The organism is Halomonas sp. (genome assembly GCF_033549285.1).
Lineage (GTDB): Bacteria > Pseudomonadota > Gammaproteobacteria > Pseudomonadales > Halomonadaceae > Halomonas.
The window spans coordinates 12,946-30,105 of record NZ_JAWSUJ010000017.1 but is presented as its reverse complement, the minus strand read 5'-3'; the positions used below and the strand labels follow the sequence as shown (position 1 = coordinate 30,105).

The following is a 17,160-nucleotide window of genomic DNA, read 5'->3' as shown; positions in this document are numbered from 1 at the left end:
ATGCCGATGAGCGCGGGTCAGGTGGCGAGCGACATCCACACGCTCTTGAGGTCGGAGTACTCCTCCAGGGAGTGGTGGGACTTGTCGCGGCCATTGCCGGACTGCTTGACCCCGCCGAAGGGCATGGTCTGGTCGCCGCCGGCCCAGTTGTTGACGAACACCTGGCCGGAGGCCAGCCGACGCGTCACGCGCATGATGCGGTCGATATCCTGGCTCCACAGGCCCGCTGCCAGGCCGAAGTCGCTGTCGTTGGCCATGGCGATGGCCTCCTCCTCGCGGTCGAAGCCGAACACCGAGAGCACCGGGCCGAAGACCTCCTCGCGGCCGATGGCCATCGCCGGGGTCACGCCGTCGAACACCGTGGGCGGGATGAAGAGCCCCTGGCCCTCCAGGGCCTCGCCCCCGCAACGCAGCCTGGCCCCCTCCTCGACGCCCTGGCGGATATAGTCGAGGATCCGCCGATGCTGGGTCTCGTCGACGATCGCCCCCATGAAGCTCTCGGGGTCGAGCGGGTCGCCGGGCTGCATCTCCTCGGCGGCGGCCAGCACCTTGTCGACGAAGGCCTCACGAATCGAGTTCTCCACCAGCAGGCGGGATCCGGCGATGCACACCTCGCCCTGGTTGTGGAAGATCGCCTCGGCAGCATGGCGGGCGACCCTGTCCAGGTCCTTGCAGTCGGCGAAGACCAGGTTGGGGCTCTTGCCGCCGCACTCCAGGTAGAGGCGCTTGAGGTTGGACTGGCCGGCATACTGCATCAGCTGCTTGCCCACGCCGGTGGAGCCGGTGAAGGCCAGGCAGTCGACCTGCATGGAGAGCGCCAGCGCCTTGCCCACGGTGTGGCCGAAGCCCGGCAGCACCTGGAAGACGCCGCGGGGCAGCCCCGCCTCGCGGGCCAGCTGGGCCAGGCGCAGCGCCGAGAGCGGCGACTTCTCCGAGGGCTTCAAGATGACGCTGTTGCCGGCGGCCAGCGCCGGGGCGATCTTCCAGGCGGTCATCATCAGCGGGAAGTTCCAGGGCACGATGGAGGCCACCACGCCCAGCGGTTCGCGCAGCACCAGCGCCAGGGTCTCCTCCCCGGTGGGCGCCACCTCGCCGTAGAGCTTGTCGATGCACTCCGCCTGGTAGCGGATGCAGCCGATGGCCCCGGCCATGTCGCCCAGCGAGCTATTCACCGGCTTGCCCATGTCCAGGGTGTCGAGCAGCGCCAGCTCGTGCTTGTTGGCCTCCATCAGGTCGGCCAGGCGCAGCAGCACCTTCTTGCGCCGCCCCGGCGCCAGGCGCGACCAGGCGCCGCCGTCGAAGGCCGACCGGGCATGGCCCACGGCGATCTCGGCGTCGGCGGCATCGCAGCTGGCGACCCGGGCCAGGCGCTCGCCGGTGGCCGGGTTTAGGGTGTCGAAGGTCTCGCCGCTGGCGGCCTCGACGAAGGCGTCGTCGATGAAGGCGCGCGACTCGAGGGTCAGGCCGGCGGCCAGGGCCTGCCAGTCGGCCAGGGTCTTGGGTGGTACGGGACGGCTCATTCGGGTCTCTCCTCGGGTTGCGGTTCGTCGGCGACCCTCGGCGCCAGGCGACGGGCGGTCTCGTCCAGCGCCTCGCGGGCCAGGGTCACCAGTTCATCGATCTGCTCGCGGGTGATCACCAGGGGCGGGGCGATGATCATCGTATCACCCACCGAGCGCATCACCAGGCCACGGCGGAAGCTGATGTCGCGGCACAGGTTGCCGGCGGCCAGGGCCTTGTCGAAGCGCTCGCCGCTGGCGGGGTCGATGAGCTCCAGGGCGCCCATCAGCCCCAGCGAGCGGGCCTCGCCGACGAGGGGATGGTCGGAAAGCGTGGCCCAGCGGCGCGCCAGGTAGGGCCCCAGCTCGTCGCGGACCCGCTCGACCACGCCCTCGGCTTCCATGAGCTCCAGATTCTTCAGCGCCACCGCGGCGCATACCGGGTGGCCGGAGTAGGTGAAGCCGTGGAAGAACTCGCCGCCCTCCTCGACCAGGGTGTCGGCGACCCGGTCGCCGACCAGCACCCCGCCGATCGGCAGGTAGCCGGAGGAGAGCCCCTTGGCGATGGGCACCAGGTCGGGGGCGAGATCATAGTGGACGCTGCCGAACCACTCGCCCAGGCGGCCGAAGCCGCAGATCACCTCGTCCACCACCAGCAGGATATCGTACTTGGCCAGCACCGCCTTGACCGCCGGCCAGTAGCTTTCCGGCGGCATGATGGCGCCGCCGGCGCCCTGCACCGGCTCGGCGATGAAGGCCGCGACCTTCTCCTCGCCCAGTTCCAGGATCCTCTCCTCGATGGCAGTCGCGCACTTTCGGCCGAAGGCCTCGGGATCCTGATCGCGCCCCTCGCCGAACCACCAGGGCTGACGCACATGGGTGATGCCCGGCACGCAGGGCCCGCCCTGGTCGTGCATGGGCGCCATGCCGCCAAGGCTCATGCCGGCCACGGTGGAGCCGTGGTAGCCGTTCTCGCGGCCGATCACCCACTGCTTCTCGGGCCTGCCCTTGAGCGCCCAGTAGCGGCGCACCATGCGCAGCACGGTGTCGTTGGCCTCGGAACCGGAGCCGGTGAAGAAGACGTGGTTGAGGTGCGCCGGCGCCAGCGCGCAGAGCTTCTCGGCGAGCTTCACTGCCGGCGGGTGCGTGGTCTTGAAGAAGTTGTTGTAGTAGGGCAGCTGGCGCATCTGCTCGGCGGCGGCCGTGACCAGCTCCTCACGACCGTAGCCCAGGTTGACGCACCACAGGCCCGCCATGCCGTCGAGGATCCGGTTGCCCTCGGCGTCGAAGATGTAGACCCCCTCGGCACGCTCGATGATGCGGCTACCCTCCTCGCCCAGCGCCTTGAAGTCGGTGAAGGGGTGCAGGTGGTGAGCACGGTCCAATGCCTGAAGCGAATGCGACATGATGCTCCTCCGGGTGGGGCGACGGCCTCAGGCGTCGACGGCGGGTGACGGGATGCGGGCACCGCGATGGGCCTGGCAGGCCGCGGCGAAGGCCCGGAACAGGGCGTCGTAGAGCGGGTGCTCGCGGGGCTTCCATTCGGGATGCCACTGCACCGCCAGGGCGAAGCCAGGGGCACCGGCGACCGAGATCGCCTCGACGAGCCCGTCCGGGGCCAGGGCCTCAGCGACGAGCCCCGGTCCCAGCTCGGCGATGCCCTGCTGGTGCAGCGAATTGACCCGGGACGCCGGCTCGGGATGGAGCGCGGCGAGCCGTCCGCCGGGCACCAGGGTGATGTCGTGGCTCGGCGCATACTTGGCCTCGCGGTCGCCCTCCGGCTCACGATGGTCGAAAATGCCCGGCACCCGCTGCACCGCCTGGTGCAGGGTGCCGCCGAAGGCCACGTTGAGCTCCTGGAAGCCGCGACAGATGCCCAGCAGCGGCAGCCCCAGGTCCAGGGCGGCGGGAATCCAGCCCAGCGCCGCGGCATCGCGATGGGGGTCATCCCGGGTGTTCTCCGGAGCACGTTCGGCACCGTAACGCTGCGGCTCGACGTTGGTGTAGCTGCCGGTGAGCAGCAGGCCGTCGAGCGACGCCAGCAGCTCGCTCTCCACCGCGTCCTCCCACACCGGCAGGATCACCGGCGCCAGGCCATAGTCGCGCAGGGCGGAGAGGTACTTGTCGGTGACCATGTGAGCGGGGTGGCCTTCCACCTCGCGCCGGCAGGCGATCACGCCTACCAGGGGTCGGGTGCGCATGGCGGTCTCCTTGGAAAGCAGGATGATTGTTATGCTTTGCTCAACATATCGCCGTTGATTAACCTTGCCAACCCCCATCGACACCCCGCCACCGCCATTACTCCCCAGACATCTGTAATAATTGAATAAAATTGAACCAACAAGATATCAATGGCCACCAGCAGCTGGCGAAATACGTAAAAGATTTGACAACATGGGTGTGTGCTTCAAAGATGACAGCCATCGAACAATGAACCGAAGCCGATAGGTGGCCCCATGCCCTCCCCAGCCGACGAAGCCCGCGACTTCCTCGACCGCCATCCCGACGTCGACAGCGTCGACCTGCTGATCAGCGACCTGAACGGGGTGCTGCGCGGCAAGCGCATCCCCCGAGACAACCTCGAGAAGGCCTACCGGGACGGGGTCAACCTGCCGGCCTCGGTGTTCGCCCTGGATATCCTGGGCAACACCATCGAGTCCACGGGCCTGGGCCTCTCGATCGGCGACAGCGACCGGGTATGCCGCCCGGTGGCGGGCAGCCTGATGCCGAGCCCCTGGCTGCGCGATGCCCGCCAGGCGCAGCTGCTGATGACCATGACCGAGGCCGACGGGGCGCCCTTCTTCGCCGACCCCCGCCAGGTGCTTGCCCGGGTGCTGGAGCGCTTGCGTCGCGCCGGGCTGACGCCGGTGGTGGCCGTGGAGATGGAGTTCAGCCTGGTCGACCGCCGCCGGGACGCCCTGGGCATGGTCCAGCCGCCCTGCTCGCCGGCGACCGGCGAGCGCGCCGCGCAGAGCCAGCTCTACTCGATCAACGAGCTCGACGAGTATGCCGAACTGCTCGAGGAGATCCATGCCGCCGCCCGGACCCAGCGGCTGCCGCTGGACACTGCCCTCAAGGAGTGCGCCCCGGGACAGTTCGAGATCAACCTGATCCACTGCGATGATGCCCTCGCGGCCTGCGACAGCGCGGTGCTGCTCAAGCGGCTGATCAAGGGCGTGGCCCTGCACCATGGTTTCGAAGCCACCTTCATGGCCAAGCCCTATGGGCAGGAGGCCGGCAACGGCACCCATGTCCATATCAGCCTGCTCGACGAGGCGGGGAACAACGTCTTCGCGGCCGAGGACGGCGCCCCGCTCGGCACGCCGCGGATGCAGCACGCCGTGGCCGGGCTGCTCGAGCTGATGCCGGCCTCGATGGCGCTCTTCGCCCCCAACCTCAACTCCTTCCGTCGCTTCCAGCCCGGGCTCTATGTGCCCATGGCCCCGACCTGGGGCTACGACAACCGCTCGGTGGCGCTGCGCATCCCTTCCGGGCCCAATGCGGCGCGGCGCATCGAGCACCGGGTGGCCGGCGCCGACGTCAATCCCTACCTGCTGCTGGCGACCCTGCTCGGCGCCATCGACCACGGGCTACGGCGGCAGCTGACGCCACCGCCCGCCATCACCGGCAACGCCTATGACCAGGTCGCGCCCAGCCTGACCAACAGCTGGTGCCAGGCCCTGGACCTGCTGGAACAGAGCGAGCCTTTGGCCGCGGCACTGGGCGCGGACTTCCTCGCGGTGTTCCTGGCCAACCGCCGTGCCGAGCGGGACCAGGCCATGCAGGCGGTCAGCAAGCTCGAGTACGACTGGTACCTGCGCCACGTGTGAACGGACCACACGGGGCCCTCTCCGTACAAGGCCCCCACCTGACTCCCCAGACTTCCAACAAGACCTCCAAGGAAGCCAAGCATGAGCCATCCTGCCCATCCCTTTGCCCCCTCGCTTCCGGACCGGCGCGGTTCGGGACGCACCCTGCTGCTGTTCAGCCTGATCATGACCACGGTCGTCGGCCTGACCCTCACCCATCCTGCCGAAAGCGACTATGGCTGGATCAGCCTAGTCCCCTCGTTGATCGTGCTGGTAGTGGCCATCGCCACCCACCGCACCCTCGAGGCCCTGGCGATCGGCGCGATCTCTGGCCTGATCCTGCTCCAGCCCCAGGACTTCGTCGGCGAGCTGGCCGACATCTCGCTGACGGTGATGATGGACGAGACCATTGCCTGGCTGATCCTGGTCTGCGGGCTGATGGGCGGCTTCATCGCCATGCTGGAGAAATCGGGCTGTACCCTGAGCTTCAGCCACTTCATGACCCGCCTGGTGAGGACACGCCGCCAGTCGCTGCTGAGCACCGCCGCCTTGGGAGTGCTGATCTTCATCGATGACTACCTCAACGCCCTTGCCACCTCGGCAGCCATGAAGCGTCTCACCGACCGCTTCGGCGTCTCACGCGAGAAGCTCGCCTACATCGTCGACTCCACGGCGGCCCCGATCTGCATTCTGGTGCCGCTCTCCACCTGGGCGGTCTACTTCGCCGAGCTGCTCGAGACAAACGGAGCCACCGAGACATCAGGCATGTGGCTCTACATCCAGTCGATTCCCTTCATGCTCTATGGCTGGGTGGCCATGGGCCTGGTCCTCCTGGTGGCCAGCGGGATCATGCCGGACATCGGACCGATGAAGGCCGCCGAAGCCCGCGCCCGGGGCGGCCAGCCGGTCCCCGACGGAGCACCCGATATCGAGCTCGGCGAGGACGATGTCCCTCGTACCCAATCCAGGGTCGGCGTGGTCAACTTCCTGGCGCCTATGGCTGTACTCATTGGCGCCAGTGCCTGGTTCGAGATCGACCTGCTCAAGGGGGTGATCGTGGCGGTCATGTTCACCATCCTGCTCTACCTGATACAGCGCCTGGCCACCTTTGCCACCCTGATGGATGCCATCATGGACGGCTTTCGCACCATGATGCTGCCGCTGGCCATCGTCGCGGTGGGCTTCGTGCTACGCGAGATCAATGACCAGCTGGGCATGACCGCCTTCATGATCGACGCTCTGACGCCCTACCTGACGGTCGCTCTGCTGCCGGCCATCGTGTTCCTCTCCATGGCCGTGGTGGTCTTTGCAACCGGCTCATCCTGGGGGGTGTTCGTGATCTCGATCCCCATCGTGGTACCCATCGCGCAGAGCATGGGAGCTCCGATGCCGCTGGTCGTTGGTGCACTGCTCTCTGCCTCAAGCTTCGGCAGCCATGCCTGCTTCTTCTCCGACTCCTCGGTCCTCTCCTCCCAGGGCAGCGGCTGCCAGCCGATGCAGCACGCCCTGACACAGTTCCCCTACGCCCTGATGGGGGCTGGCATCACTGCAACGGGCTTCCTGGCACTGGGCTACCTGCTGACCTGAGCCGATCGCACACCCTCGACGACAGCGCCCCGGCCACTAATGGCCGGGGCGCTGTCTTTCATGACGAGATGAAGCTTGCTCAGCCACCTTGCGAGGAGACGGCATTCCACTGCGGCTGCCCCTCCTCGAGCAGGACCCGGTCGCCTTGGGGCGGGCTGTCCAGGCGACTGGTCTCCACCGTCTCGCCGTGGCGCCAGGTGACCTCGTAGCCCTCGGTCTCCTGGCGGGTGTCGACCACGGTGCGGCACTCCTGGCGGGTGGTGGTGCGCGGCTGGGACTGCGCCGCCTGGGCATGCTGGCGCGCCTCCACGCGCTCCTGGACCTCGCGCCCGGCCAGGCCGCCGCCGATGGCACCGGCCACCGTGGCGATCTTCTTGCCGCTGCCGCCGCCGACCTGGTTGCCGAGCAGGCCGCCGACGATGGCCCCAGCCGCGGTGCCTACCACACGATGGGGATCACGGCTGGCGCCCTGCCCCGTCGGGGCTTCCGGCGGCAGCTGCACGACCACCTCCTCGCAGACCTCGCGGGGGGTCTCCACCGTGCGCGTCAGAGTCTCGACGTTGGTGATCTGGGCGTATTCGGGGCCGCGCTGCTGGTCCTGGATCTGCCAGGCACCGAAGGCCAGCCCGCCCAGCCCCAGCACGGCCAGGGTGGAACCTATCACGATCGACTTGCTCATCTTGCACCTCCTGGGGGACGCTGCCGCGCCTCTTCATGATCACGAGGCTCCGGGAGATGCGTGACGGAAAAGGGGCGATGGTGAGGGCGCATCCTGCGCCTCTCGGGAATCGCCCCCAGTATAAGCCTCGCGATGCAGGACATCAGGGGGATTCCGCGGGTTTCACATTTGCTGACCTGTTGTCACCGAATGGCGACGATCCAGGCGCTCAGGCCAGGGGCTCGCCGGCGGAGATGACGAGCGGGGCCTCCGGCGAGTCGCCCGCTGGCCGTTCGACCATCGGGTGCTGACGCGACTCCAGCCAGCGGCGGGTGTCGGCGACCCGGTTGAAGGTGAATAGATGCAGGCCGGCGAAGCCGGCAGCGGGGTCGCCCAGCATTGGCCCCAGCCCCTCCAGGAGGGCATCGGGGCAGTAGGCCCCAGGCCGCAGCAGCCGTGCCCACCAGCCCGACTGGCGGCGCAGGGCGCGCACCGACGGCCCCAGCCCCAGGCGCAGGGCGATGGCGAGCAGTCGCCTGGGCTCCATCACCCCGGGAGTGCCGGCAAGCACCGGCAGCGTCAGGCCGAGCCGCCGCTGCCGCTCGCGCCAGGTCAGCAGCGGGGTCGCCTCGAAGCACAGCTGGGTAACGGCGTAGTCGGCCAGCGCCGCCTTGGCCTCCAGGTCGCGCTGCAGCTCCGCCTCCGTCAGCCACGGATGGCCTTCCGGATAGGCCGGCACGCCGAGGCGCGCCGGGCGCTGCTCGAGCCCGGCCATGGCCTCGAGCAGCGCCCGTCCGTGGGGATAGGCCCCCACCGGGCGCTCGGCATCCCCGCCCACCACGAAGGCATCGTCGATACCCAGCGCCGCGAGGCGCCCCAGCACCTGCGCCAGGTGGGCGCGGTCGTGCACCAGCCGGGCGGCGAGGTGCGGCACCACCCGCAAGCCCTCTCCGACCAGCCACTCGCTGGCCTCCAGGGTGCGCTCCAGCCCGTGGCGCGGCGAGCAGGTCACTGTCACCACGGCGCCGGGCGGCAGCTCCCGGGCCGCCTCCTTCAGGCCCGCGATAGGCAGCAGTTCGAAGCGGGTCGCCGTCATCCTTCTCACCCCTTGGGTATTTCCTTGCTGGGGTCGTGGAAGGGCTTCTCCACCACCCTGGCCTCCTGCAGGCCGGTATTGGCCTCGATGCGCAGCGCCGTGCACATCTCGGCATATTCGACCGGCACCATGGCGTAGCCGATGTTGCGCTCCTGGCGCGGCGAGCGGGTGGACGAGGTCACCTTGCCGATAGGCGCGCCCCCCGCGTCGAACACCGGGAAGACGTCGATCATCGCGCCGTCGGTAAAGTAGCCGACGCTCGGGCCGTCGATCTCCACCCCCACCAGCTTGCGCGACACGCCCTCGGCCTTGATGCGCTCCAGGGCGGCGCGGCCGATGAAGTCGTCGTCGCCGCGCAGGTCCACCATCCAGTCGTAGCCCATGCCCACCTCGAAGGGGTTGGTGTCGTACCAGATGTCGCAGCCGAAGGCGAGGATGCCGCCCTCGATGCGGCGGATGTGGCAGGGGCCGATCACCTGCATGCCGTGGGGCCGGCCGGCCTCGAAGACCCGCTGCCAGAGCGCCTCGCCGAAGCGACTGGCCTCGCGCAGGTAGATCTCGTAGCCGATCTCCCCGGAGTAGCCGGTACGCGAGATCACCACGGACATGCCGTCGAGTTCGGCCTCCATCAGGTGGTAGTAGGGCATGCCCAGCACCGCCTCGCCGAACAGGTCCACCATCACCGCCTTGGCCTTCGGCCCCTGGACCTGTACCGGCGCCACGTCCACCTCCTTGATGGTCACGTCGAGCCCGGCATTGACGGCGAGCCCCTGACACCACAGCAGGATGTCGCTGTCAGCGAGCGACAGCCAGAAGCGGTTCTCCTCGACGCGCAGCAGCACCGGGTCGTTGAGGATGCCGCCGTCGGGGGCGGTGACGAAGACGTACTTGCACTGCCCCACCTGGCAGTGGCGCATGTCGCGGGGGACCAGGCGCTGGGTGAAGGCGAAGGCGTCGGGGCCTGCGATCTCGATCTGGCGCTCGACGCCGACGTCCCACAGGGTCACGCCCTGCACCAGGGCCCAGTACTCGTCCACCGGGTCGGTGTAGAGGCGCGGATGGTAGTGGTGGTTATAGACGCTGTACTTGCGCACCCCGTGCCGCCGCGAGGCGTAGAAGAACGGTGACTTGCGGATACGCGGATAGAGCAGGATCTCCGGCGCCGATGGGGTGTTCTGAGAGCTCTGGATGTTCTCGATGGCCTGGGACATGACCGCCTCCCTCCACTGTCATTGTGCCGGGGGACCGGCACCCGCCGGCCGCCCTTGCCTTGGACACTAGCCCCTGGGCCGAGCGCTGATCTCGCTGTGGGCGTCGAGCTCTTTGGCGTGGGCGACAGGGCCGGCCGCGGCCTGTCGCCGCCAGGCAAGGGGGCGTCGCCGCGGGACAGCGTGCCGCCCGAGGCCTGCCTTATCCTGCGGGAAACCCTCGACGTGAGGAGGACGACCATGGCGACACTCCCCTCGCAGGCAGACGCGGTGATCATCGGCCTGGGCGGCATCGTCGGCGCCTCGGTGGCCCATCACTTGATCGAGCAGGGCTGGACGAACCTGGTGGGGCTCGAGACGTCCGCCCTCCCCTCGGACATCGGCTCCACCGCCCACGCCTCCGACTTCTGCTTCATGACCTCACATGACCGGCTCTCCTGCTACACCACCACCTACAGCCAGCGCTTCTACGAGGCGATGGGGCACTACCACAAGGTCGGCGGCCTGGAGATCGCCCGGGTCGGCGACGAGGCGCGGCTCGCCGAGTTGCAGCGCAAGGTCGCCTCGGGCAAGGCCTTCGGCACCAAGGTCCGCATGGTGGACGCCGACGAGGTGGTGGCGCGCTTCCCGCTGCTGGAGCGCGACCAGGTGCTGGGCGGCATGTGGGACCCCGACGCCGGCCTGGTGATCCCGCGCTCCCAGCGGGTGGCCGGCGAACTGATCGAGCGCGCCGTGACAAGCGGTCACCTGCGCGCCTTCGCCGAGACCCCGGCGCTGGATATCGACGTCCGGGACGGCCGGGTATGCGGCGTCGAGACGCCCAGGGGCTACGTTGCCACCCCGCTGGTGATCGTCACCTCGGGCATCTGGGGCCCGATCCCCGCCGCCATGGGCGACGCGGCCCTGCCGCTGATGCCGGTGGAGCATCCGCTGCTGTTCTTCGGCCCCTTCGAGACCTTCGCCGGTACCGGCAAGGAGATCGGCTACCCGCTGCTGCGCGACCAGGGCAACTCCGCCTACATGCGCGATACCGGCGACCCGACCAGCACCGAGGGCGGCCTGCTGGAGTGGGGCTACTACGAGTCCCGCGAGCCGCGGCTGGTGAACCCTCGCGCCATCCTCCCGCGCGACCGGGCGCGCCTCTCGCCCTCCATGCGCGACCTGGAGCTGGACCAGGTGGCCGAGGCCTTCGAGCGGGCCATCGACCTCGCCCCCGTGCTCGGCGAGCTGGGGTGGGACGAGAAGCACTCCTTCAACGGCCTGCTCTCGGTCACCTCGGACGGCGGCTCCCTGGTGGGCGAGTCGCCGGAGACCCGCGGCCTGTGGTTCTGCGAGGCCGTCTGGGTCAAGGACGGCCCCGGCATGGGCAAGCTGCTCGCCGAGTGGCTGACCCATGGACGCGCCGAGCCCGACCCCTGCGGCATCGACATCGCGCGCTTCTACCCGGTGCAGAAGACACCCCACCACGTCGAGGGTCGCTGCCGGGAGATCGCCCGCAAGATCTATGACCCGCCGGTGCACCCCCGCGAGCCCTTCGAGAGCGGCCGCGACCTGCGCCGTGGTCCCTTCTGGCCCCGCGAGAAGGAGCTCGGCGGCTTCTTCATGGAGGCCGCCGGCTGGGAGCGCGCCCACGGCTACGCCACCAACGAGGCGCTGCTGGAGCGCTACGGCGAGCGGGTGCCCGAGCGTCCAGCCGAGTGGGACGCCCGCCACTTCTGGCGGGTCTCCAATGCCGAGCACCTGGCACTGTCCGACGACGTGGGCATGATCAACCTCTCCCACTTCGCCATCTATGATATCTCGGGCCGCGATGCCGAGGCGCTGCTGGAGTGGCTCTCGGTGGCCAAGATCGGCGGCGACACCCCCGTCGGCAAGGGGGTCTATACCCACTTCCTGGATGCCGCCGGCGGCGTCCACTCGGACCTCACCATCGTGCGCCTGGCCACGAACGCCTGGCGGGTCATCTGCGGCGGCGACACCGGCCACCGCGACCTGATGTGGATCACCCGCCGCGCCGAGGCGGCCGGCCTGACCCGCTGGCACCTGGAGGATCGCAGCGACGGCCTGGCCACCCTCGGCCTGTGGGGCCCCAACGCCCGGCGTACTCTGCAGGCCCTGGCGGATGATCCCGAGGGCCTTTCCGACGCCCGCTTCCCCTTCGCCACCGCCCGCGAGATCCGCATCCAGGGGCTGCCGGTGTGGGCCTTTCGCATCTCCTACGTGGGCGAGCAGGGCTGGGAGCTCTATGTGCCCTTCAGCTACGGCCTGGCGCTCTGGGACCGGCTGTTCGACGCCGGGGTGACGCCGGTGGGCATCGAGACCTACGCCAACAGCCGCCGCCTGGAGAAGAGCCTGCGGCTGCAGAATGTCGACCTGCTCACCGACTACAACCTTTACGAGGCGGGCCTGGCAAGGCCCAGGGTCAAGGCCGCGGACTTCCACGGCAAGGCCGCCTACCTGGAGCAGCGCGAACGGCACTGCCAGCCGGCCACGCTCTGCACCCTGGTGATGGAGGCACACCACGACGCCGCCGGCACCCCGCGATTCCCGGTCGGCCAGTCGCCGCTGCTCGACCCCGAGAGCGGCGAGGTGCCGGTGGATGCCCTGGGCCGGCGCTCCTACGTGACCAGCATCGCCTTTGGGCCCTCACTCGGGTGCAACATTGCCCTGGCCTACCTGCCCGCTGGCTACGCCGTGGAGGGGCGTACCCTGCTGCTGGAGTACTTCGCCGAGCACTACCCGATGCGGGTGGCCGCCGTCGGCTACCGAGCCCTCTATGACCCGGAGAACGCCCGGCCGCGAGGCTGAGGCCTCAGCCTCAAGGCAGCCGGTCGTCCGGCAGTGCCAGCTCGGCCTGCCGCTGCTGCCGGTGCTTGCGCTCGCCGCTCGGCGAGTGGCCGAAGTGGTCGTGGTAGCACTTGGTGAAGTGGGGCGGCGAGACGAAGCCGCAGGCCAGCGCCACCTCGGTGATCGGCATCCGCGTCTGCTGCAGCAGCAGCCGCGCCCGGGCCAGGCGCAGCTCCAGGTAGTACTTGAGCGGCGGGCAGCCCACGTAGCGCTGGAAGAGGCGCTCCAGCTGGCGCCGCGACAGGCCGGCATAGCGGGCCAGCTCGTCCAGCGCCAGGGGCTCCTGGAGGTTGGCCTCCATCAGCGTGGCCACCTCCTCCAGCTTGGGATGGCTGTGACCCAGGCGCACCCGCAGCGGGCTGCGCTGACGATCGCCCACGCCGCGGATGCGCTCGTGGATGAACTCCTCGGCGATCGCCTCGGCCAGAGCCAGCCCCTGCTGGCGACCGATCAGGTTGAGCATCATGTCCAGGGGGGCGATGCCGCCCGAGCAGGTGTAGCGGTCGCGATCCATGACGAACAGCTGGGAGGTGAAGGTCACCTCGGGGAAGCGCCGCGCCTCGTGGAGGCTGCCGATATGCTCCCAGTGCAGGGTGCAGCGATAGCCGTCGAGCAGCCCCGCCCGGGCCAGCACATAGCCCCCGGTGCACACGGCGCCCAGGGGGATGCGCCGTTCGGCCAGGCGCCGGAGCCAGATGAGGGTCGCGCGATCGCAGTGCGCCTGCACGTCCACCCCACCGCACACCAGCAGCAGGTCCAGTGGCGGCATGGGCTCAAGCGCCTGGTCCACCGTCGTGGGCAGGCCGCTGCTGGCCGTCACCGGGGTACCATCGCGGCTCACCAGGTGCCAGGTGTAGAGGGGGCGGTCGGCCAGGTGGTTGGCCATGCGCAGCGGTTCCAGTGCCGCGGAGAAGGCGAGCTGGGAGAAGCCCGGCATCAGCAAAAAGCCGATGTCATGGTGGTCCTTGGCCGGTACGGGAGCCTCCATCTCGTCTCCTTCTAGCCGGCGCACGGCCGGGCGACGTTGTCCTCAGGGATAGTCCATCCCTTCGACTCTCGGCAAGGGCGTCGAGTTTGCGCGGCGTGTCGCTGCGCCCAAGGCCACGGACGTCGGCAGGCAAGAGTGCCGCGAAAGGCGCACGATACTGAACGGACCGCATGACTCGCCGACGTCCAGGAGGAGAGAGCGATGGCCCCCCAAGTGCCCGAACAGGCCCCGTCCCGGCCCGCCGACAACCTGAGCATCGCCCGCGCGGTGCGCCTCTGGCCCATCGAGGAGATCGCCCATCGCCTGGGCCTGCCCGGCGAGGCGGTGGAGCCCTATGGCCGAGGCATCGCCAAGCTCGACCTGGCGGCCATGGCGCCCCTGGCCGAGCGCCCGCGGGGGCGCTACGTGGTGGTGACCTCGATGACCCCCACCCCGCCCGGCGAGGGCAAGACAACCACCGCCATCGGCCTGGTGCAGGGCCTGCAGCGCCTCGGCCACACCGCCACGGTGGCCCTGCGCCAGCCCTCCATGGGCCCCACCCTGGGGCTGAAGGGCGGCGCCACCGGCGGCGGCTACAGCCAGGTGCTGCCCATGGAGCGCATCAACCTTCACCTCACCGGCGACATCCACGCGGTGGGAGCGGCCCACAACCTGCTGGCGGCCATGGTCGACAATCACCTTCACCATCGCCTGGCCCCCGAGCTGGATCCCCGCGAGGTGCGCTGGCAGCGTGTCATCGACCTCAACGACCGCGCCCTGAGGCACCTGGTCCTTGGCCTCGGCGGGCGTGGCGACGGACTCCCCCGCCAGGGCGGCTTCGAGATCACCGCCGCCTCGGAGGTGATGGCGGTGCTGGCGCTGGCCGACTCCCTGGCCGACCTGCGCCGACGCCTGGGCCGGCTGATCGTGGGGCTGGACCGCGACGGCGAGCCGGTCACCGCCGAGCAGATCGGCGTCGCCGGCGCCATGACGGTGCTGCTCAAGGAGGCGCTCAAGCCCAACCTGCTGCAGACCCTGGAGCATGCCCCGGCGCTGATCCATGCCGGCCCCTTCGGCAACATCGCCCACGGCAACTCCTCGATCGTCGCCGACCGTATCGGCCTGCACGCCGGCGACTTCCTGGTCACCGAGGCGGGCTTCGGTGCCGACATGGGCGCCGAGCGCTTCTTCAATATCAAGTGCCGGGCCTCGGGGCTCGTCCCGGACGCCGCGGTGCTGGTGGTCACGGTGCGCGCCCTGAAGTACCACAGCGGCCGTCACCGGGTGGTGGCCGGCCAGCCGCTGCCCGCCTCGCTGCTGGGGGAGGCCCCCGACGAGGTCCGGGAAGGCGGGGCCAACCTGCTCAAGCAGATCGACAACGTGCGCGCCCACGGCCTCACCCCCGTGGTGGCGATCAATGCCTTCCCCGGCGACCATCAAAGCGAGCATAGCGCCATCCGCGAGCTGTGCGCCTCGGTGGGCGTGCGCGCCGAGGTCTCCAGCCACGTGCGCGACGGCGGCGAGGGCGCTCTGGGCCTGGCACAGGCGCTGGTCGAGACGATCGACGAGGCCGACGAGGCCGGGAGCGGCTTCCACTTCCTCTACCCCGCCGACTTGCCGTTGGCGGAGAAGATCGAGCGCATCGCCACGCGCCTCTACGGCGCCGAGGGGGTCGACTTCGCCCCGGGGGTCCGCGAGCGACTGGAGACCTGGCAGTGCCAGGGCCACGGGGCCTTTCCGGTGTGCATCGCCAAGACCCACATGTCGCTCTCCCACGATGCGAGCCTGATCGGCGCCCCCACGGGCTGGCGGCTGCCGGTGCGCGAGGTGCGCCTCTCCGCCGGCGCCGGTTTCGTCTACGCCCTGGCCGGCGACATCCGCACCCTGCCCGGGCTCGGCCCCTCGCCGGCCGCCACGCGGCTGGATATCGACGAGGATGGCGAGACAGTCGGCCTCTACTGAGGCTGGGGAACAGCTGATTTATGTCGCGAGCGAAGAGAGGTTGGCCGCCGCCGGTTTCTGTGCTCCGGCGGCGGCCAAGATATCGAGCGCAGCAATAAATCAGTGTTTCCTAGAAGCCCAGGCGATCGCGGATGGCGTAGTACCAGGCGCCGATGGCCGACAGCGGCACCCGCAGCAGGCGGCCGCCGGGAAACGGCAGGTGGGGCAGGCCGGCGAAGGCATCGAAGCGCTCCTCGCGGCCCGTCATCACCTCGGCGATCAGCCGCCCGGCCAGGTGGGTACAGGTGACGCCATGCCCCGAGTAGCCCTGGGCATAGTAGACGTTGTCGTTGACCACCCCGAACTGCGGCAGGCGGTTGAGCGTCATCAGGAAGGTGCCGCTCCAGGCGTAGTCCACCTTGACGTCGTCGAGTGACGGAAAGGTCGTGAGCATCTTGGGCCGGATAACGCTCTCGATGTCGGCGGGGTCGCTGCCGCCGTAGTTGACGCCGCCGCCATACAGCAGGCGGTTGTCGCGGGTCAGACGGTAGTAGTCCAGCAGGTAGTTGCAGTCCTCCACCGCCAGGCCATTGGGGATCAGGGCACGGGCCCGCGCCTCGTCCAGCGGCTCGGTGGTGATGATCTGGGTGCCGCAGGGCATCGACTTGCCCTCGATCTCGGGCAGCACGTCCTTGAGGTAGGCATTGCCGGCCATCACCACCCGGTCGGCCCGCACGCTCCCGCCGGCGGTGCGAACCACCACCGGCTCGCCGTGCGCCACACCGGTGACCGGCGAGTACTCATAGATGCGCCCGCCCAGCGACTCGACGGCGGCGGCCTGGCCCAGCACCAGGTTGAGCGGGTGCAGGTGACCGCCGCCGTGGTCCACCAGGGCGCCGGTGTAGCGCTCGGTATCGACCTCGCGGTTCACGGCCTGCCCTTCGAGCAGCTCGAGCTCCCGATAGCCATAGCGCTCCCACAGCGCCTTGTGCTCGCGCAGCCCCTGCATCTGCCTGGCATTGCAGGCGGCGAAGAGGTTGCCGTCCCTGAGGTCGCAGTCGATGGCGTAGCGCTCGACGCGCTCGCGGATGATGCGGTTGCCCTCGAAGGCCATGTCGCCCAGGGCGCGGGCAGTATCGGCGCCGTACTGCTCCTCGATGACGTCCATGTCGCGGCTGTAGCTGTTGACGATCTGGCCGCCATTGCGACCCGAGGCGCCATAGCCGACCCTCACCGCCTCCAGCACCACCACCGAGAAACCGCGCTCGGCCAGGTGCAGGGCGGCGGAGATGCCGGTAAACCCCGCCCCTACCACGCAGACGTCACAGCTCACCTCGCCCGCGAGGGCGGCACGCTCGGGGGCGTCGTTGGCGGTGGCGGCGTACCAGGACGCGGCGTGGTCGCGCTCGAATGGGACAGACATGGGACCCCCCTTGATGGCAATTTTATTCAACATTAATACCCCATATTAGGCGTAATATCTCGAAGATGGCAATGAAACGCTATGGGATAATCACCAAAAAAAACCGCCGGAGGGGAGCCCCTCCG

General features: G+C 69.3%; 12 protein-coding genes. 4 read left to right on the top strand and 8 right to left on the bottom strand.

Annotated features, from left to right (window positions below; genetic code table 11):
• Positions 1 to 17: 17 nt before the first annotated feature.
• From SCI24_RS05835 to SCI24_RS05825, 3 genes are read right to left on the bottom strand one after another with little or no spacing between them, the layout of a single operon-like run.
• Positions 18 to 1,520, bottom strand: a complete 1,503-nt coding sequence (locus SCI24_RS05835) for an aldehyde dehydrogenase (protein WP_318724485.1) — start codon at positions 1,518 to 1,520, stop codon at positions 18 to 20.
• The gene (locus SCI24_RS05830) at positions 1,517 to 2,905 is read right to left on the bottom strand and encodes an aspartate aminotransferase family protein (protein ID WP_318724484.1); all 1,389 of its coding nucleotides are present in this window, start codon (positions 2,903 to 2,905) and stop codon (positions 1,517 to 1,519) included. Before SCI24_RS05830 ends, SCI24_RS05835 begins: the two co-directional genes overlap by 4 nt.
• A gap of 27 nt (positions 2,906 to 2,932) precedes the next feature.
• Positions 2,933 to 3,700: a gamma-glutamyl-gamma-aminobutyrate hydrolase family protein gene (locus SCI24_RS05825; RefSeq protein ID WP_318724483.1), complete on the bottom strand. Its 768-nt coding sequence runs from the start codon at positions 3,698 to 3,700 to the stop codon at positions 2,933 to 2,935.
• A gap of 255 nt (positions 3,701 to 3,955) precedes the next feature.
• On the opposite strand from SCI24_RS05825, the gene SCI24_RS05820 reads away from it, so the two are divergent.
• Both SCI24_RS05820 and SCI24_RS05815 read left to right on the top strand, forming a co-directional pair.
• Positions 3,956 to 5,329, top strand: coding sequence for a glutamine synthetase family protein (locus SCI24_RS05820; RefSeq protein ID WP_318724482.1), 1,374 nt, complete (start codon positions 3,956 to 3,958; stop codon positions 5,327 to 5,329).
• Between the two features lie 81 nt (positions 5,330 to 5,410).
• Positions 5,411 to 6,895 carry a Na+/H+ antiporter NhaC family protein gene (locus SCI24_RS05815; RefSeq protein WP_318724481.1) on the top strand — a complete coding sequence of 495 codons (1,485 nt, stop codon included), beginning with the start codon at positions 5,411 to 5,413 and terminating at the stop codon, positions 6,893 to 6,895.
• Between the two features lie 79 nt (positions 6,896 to 6,974).
• On the opposite strand, the gene SCI24_RS05810 is transcribed toward SCI24_RS05815, so the two are convergent.
• The 3 genes from SCI24_RS05810 to SCI24_RS05800 form a co-directional block, all read right to left on the bottom strand.
• Positions 6,975 to 7,574 carry a glycine zipper 2TM domain-containing protein gene (locus SCI24_RS05810; protein ID WP_318724480.1) on the bottom strand — a complete coding sequence of 200 codons (600 nt, stop codon included), beginning with the start codon at positions 7,572 to 7,574 and terminating at the stop codon, positions 6,975 to 6,977.
• A 208-nt stretch (positions 7,575 to 7,782) separates the two neighbouring features.
• Positions 7,783 to 8,649, bottom strand: coding sequence for a methylenetetrahydrofolate reductase (locus SCI24_RS05805; protein ID WP_318724479.1), 867 nt, complete (start codon positions 8,647 to 8,649; stop codon positions 7,783 to 7,785).
• 5 nt (positions 8,650 to 8,654) lie between these two features.
• Positions 8,655 to 9,860 carry a glycine cleavage T C-terminal barrel domain-containing protein gene (locus SCI24_RS05800; protein WP_318724478.1) on the bottom strand — a complete coding sequence of 402 codons (1,206 nt, stop codon included), beginning with the start codon at positions 9,858 to 9,860 and terminating at the stop codon, positions 8,655 to 8,657.
• A gap of 237 nt (positions 9,861 to 10,097) precedes the next feature.
• On the opposite strand from SCI24_RS05800, the gene SCI24_RS05795 reads away from it, so the two are divergent.
• Positions 10,098 to 12,665: an FAD-dependent oxidoreductase gene (locus tag SCI24_RS05795; RefSeq protein ID WP_318724477.1), complete on the top strand. Its 2,568-nt coding sequence runs from the start codon at positions 10,098 to 10,100 to the stop codon at positions 12,663 to 12,665.
• A 10-nt stretch (positions 12,666 to 12,675) separates the two neighbouring features.
• On the opposite strand, the gene SCI24_RS05790 is transcribed toward SCI24_RS05795, so the two are convergent.
• The gene (locus SCI24_RS05790; protein WP_318724476.1) at positions 12,676 to 13,692 is read right to left on the bottom strand and encodes a GlxA family transcriptional regulator; all 1,017 of its coding nucleotides are present in this window, start codon (positions 13,690 to 13,692) and stop codon (positions 12,676 to 12,678) included.
• 201 nt (positions 13,693 to 13,893) lie between these two features.
• Here SCI24_RS05790 and SCI24_RS05785 point away from each other — a divergent pair, with 201 nt between their 5' ends.
• The gene (locus tag SCI24_RS05785) at positions 13,894 to 15,633 is read left to right on the top strand and encodes a formate--tetrahydrofolate ligase (RefSeq protein ID WP_318724475.1); all 1,740 of its coding nucleotides are present in this window, start codon (positions 13,894 to 13,896) and stop codon (positions 15,631 to 15,633) included.
• A 109-nt stretch (positions 15,634 to 15,742) separates the two neighbouring features.
• On the opposite strand, the gene SCI24_RS05780 is transcribed toward SCI24_RS05785, so the two are convergent.
• Positions 15,743 to 17,035, bottom strand: coding sequence for an FAD-binding oxidoreductase (locus SCI24_RS05780; RefSeq protein WP_318724474.1), 1,293 nt, complete (start codon positions 17,033 to 17,035; stop codon positions 15,743 to 15,745).
• Positions 17,036 to 17,160: the final 125 nt, after the last annotated feature.